Annotated in this window: 2 protein-coding genes; both read right to left on the bottom strand. The window is 73.3% G+C overall.

What is annotated here, in order from left to right:
* Nucleotides 1–3,095 (bottom strand): discoidin domain-containing protein (locus tag Q7W29_05100; protein ID MDO9171193.1); only part of this gene is annotated, 3,095 nt, incomplete at its 3' end.
* A 1-nt stretch (nt 3,096) separates the two neighbouring features.
* Nucleotides 3,097–3,289 (bottom strand): carbohydrate ABC transporter permease (locus Q7W29_05105; protein MDO9171194.1); only part of this gene is annotated, 193 nt, incomplete at its 5' end.

A 3,289-nucleotide genomic window follows, 5' to 3' on the forward strand; every position in this document is an offset into this window, starting at 1 on the left:
TCGGCGGAAATCAACCGCCAGGCAGGCAGCGGCGGCACCAAGAGGATCCCTCCGGCCGGCACACGCATGTCTCCCCCCACTTCCACCGTCACTGTATCGCCGTCGCGCCGAAGCGTGAAGTCGAGCTTCCCGTACTCGGTCGTCAGCCCCTTCACGCTCACGCCTCCGTTCTCCAGCCATATCGCCGGCACCCCCGCGCCGATCACCAGCACGTCGTTCCGTTCGTCGGCGTAGGCGAACATGTCCAGCACCGACCGCACGAAATCCGTGCCGACCCAGGTGTGGGGCATGTCGCCGAGGTAGCGCGGCACGCGCTCCTCGCGGGCGACGACCTCGCCCCACTCGCGCCAGCCGGCCGGCCGGCGCAGCGACAGGAAGTAGTCGACCAGCTCGTTCGCGCGGTCGCGCCAGCCCAGGCGCACGAAGGCGCCGATGGTGCGCGTCTCGTACGGGGTCATCGCGTCCCAGTCGCCGCCGTCGCGGCGGTCGACGAAGAACTCCCAGTACTTCTCGAAGGTGCGCTCGATCGCGCCCGGAGGCGCCAGCGCGGCGCCTCCGGTCGGGGTCAGGGCGATCGTGGTCGAGGTGGCGTCGAAGTCGCCCAGGTCGGCGCAGCCCGGCACGTAGTCGACGCCGTGGCGCGCCATGGCGGCGGCGATCGACGCGCACAGGTCGGCGGCGAACTCGTCGTGGATCGCGGTCAGCCGCACCCGCTCGTCGTCCAGGCCCAGGTCGGCGGCCAGAGCCGCGGCGTCGCGGAAGCCGCGCAGGGCGAAGAAGTCGTCCCAGTAGGAGTGCATGGGCTTGGCGGAGTAGCCCTCGTGGCTGATCGAGGGCGGCAGCAGGCCGAAGAACTCGCGCTTGTCCGGCGTCTGCCACTCGGCGGTGCGGCGCTGGCGGCGCAGGCCGTCCAGGTAGTCGGCGGCGGCGGCGACGCGCGGCCACATCCGCTGCAGTTGCTCGCGGTCGCCGGTGTGGCGCCAGACCTCGGCGACCAGGAAGATGAACTCGCCGCTGCTGTCGTGCTCGGGCACCGGGTCGGCCCCGCGGCGGTCCACCACGCAGGGGATCTTGCCGTCGGGGTACTGGTGCGGCGCGAACCACTCCAGGAAGTCGACGGCCGGCGCGGTCAGGCCCATCCGCAGCAGGGCCCAGCCCGTCAGCGAGCCGTCGCGGATCCAGGAGCGGTTGTAGCTGCGCGTGCCGGGCTGGATGCCCGCGCCCGCGCGGTTGACCAGCACGTAGCCGAGCTGCGCGCGCATCGTCTCGAGGACCTCGCGCGCCGCGGGCGGTCCGGTGATGACGGCGCCGTCGAGGCGCGCGTGCCAGTCGCGGCGGCAGGCCTCGCGGGCCGCGGCGGCGAAGCTCGCGGCCTCGGCGGCCGACAGCGGCGGCGGCGGCGGCGCGTCCGGATCGGGGTCGACGAGGATCACGACCTCGGCCGAGTCGCCGGGCGCCAGGTCGAAGGGCCACGACAGCGCGCCCGAGGCGCCGCCGAAGTCGCAGGTCGCCGAGCGCGCCGCCGGCAGCCGGCCGTGGCGCAGGTGGTCGGCGACGACGTCGCCGCCGTGGAAGTTGACGGCGCCGAAGCGGCCGCCCGGCGTCAGCGCGATCGCCGCGGGCGCGCCGTCGAGGAACACCACGCCGCCCGACTGCGCCAGGGTGCGGATCGGCGCGGCGCCGCCCGGCCGGTTGAGCGTCTGCGAGGGCGGGTTGACCTGGAAGGGCCGGATGGCCAGGTCGAGGTCGACGGTGCGCGGCGACGTCCCGCGGTTGATCACGCGGTAGCGCGCGACGACGCCCCGCAGGCCGGGCTCTTCCGAGACGAAGGCCGCGACCGTCAGGTCCAGGTCGCCGGTGCGCCGGCGCACCGAGGGCATCGGCAGGAAGCCGTCGGCCAGTTCGTGCGTGGTCTCGGCGTCGGCCCAGGTCAGCAGGCGGCCGTCGGCACGCAGGAACGGCTCCACCGCGCCGCGGTAGGGGCCGGTCTCGAGGCCGCCGTCCTCGTCGAACAGCACCTCGCTCGGGTCGGCGTCGCGACCGATGACGGTCCAGTAGACCTGCTCGCCGGAGATGCCGCGCGGGTAGCTGCCGCGGGGCGACTCGGCCGCGATCGCCGCGTAGAAGGCCTCGCGCGAGCGCGACCACGCCAGGGGCATCACCCGGATCGCGGCGAGTTCGGGCGGGAACTTGGTGGACGAGCGCAGCAGCAGCAGGCGCAGGCGGCGGGCTTCGCCCTCGGGCAGGTAGAGGTAGTCGCGCCCGCCGTCGCTGCCGGAGACGATCGTCAGCTGGCGCCACGTCTGCCCGTCGTCCGAAGCTTCGACGACGTAATCGAGGGCGTGCCGGTCGGGCCGCCAGTCCAGCTGCAGGCCGCCGAACTCGCGCGAGCCGCCGAAGTCCAGGTCCAGGGCGGGGCTGCGGTCCGTCGGGTCCGGGGTCCAGGCCGTCGCCGTCTCGCCGTCCAGGGTGGCGGCCGCATCGCCGGTGGTCGCCGTCGCGACGGGCGCCGCGTCCACGGCGGTCGCCGGCGGCAGTTCCTGCAACGTCAGGTCATCGATCCAGACGCTGCCCGCGCCTCCCTCGGCCGCCGTCACGACGATCTCCACGGCCGAGATCCCGCGCAGCGGCGCGCCGCCGCCGGGCCCCCAGGCGAACTCGAGCTGGCGCTTCTTGATGGTGACGGTCCGCCACTGCGCCGGGAACTCGATCGCGCGCTCGACGCGCCACCAGACGTTCTCGCCGGTCTCGTCCACCAGCTTGAATTCCAGCGTGTTGACCGGGCACGCCCCGCGCAGGCGGAACGAGAAGGCGTAGTTCTCCGGCAGCGCGACATCGATCTCGCGCCGCGCGATGGCGTACCCGCCCCCCGTGAATCCGAAATCCAGCCGCAGCGCCCCGCCGTCGTCCGCCAGCCCCATCGTCACGCCGTCGGCCGGCAGCGCGCTCCAGTCCTTCGCCGACCCGTCGGAAATCACCAGCGGCGCTCCCGACGGCGCGACCGGATCGCCGTTTGCCGCGGGACCGCGGCAGCCTCCGGCGACGGCCAACCCGCAGATCAGGATCCCGCCCGCCAACAGCTTCACGATGGCCATGCTATCCCTTTACGCTACCCGCGGTAATTCCACGTACGAAGAACCTTTGGAAGATCAGGAACACCACCAGCGCCGGCAGGATGGTGAGCATCGACCCGGCCATCATCAGCTCGGTGTCCTGGACGTGCTCGCCGACCAGGCTGGCCAGCGCCACCGGCAACGTCGCCATGTGACCGTCGCTCAGCACGATCAGC

The organism is bacterium (assembly GCA_030654305.1).
Classification (GTDB): Bacteria; Krumholzibacteriota; Krumholzibacteriia; order LZORAL124-64-63; family LZORAL124-64-63; genus PNOJ01.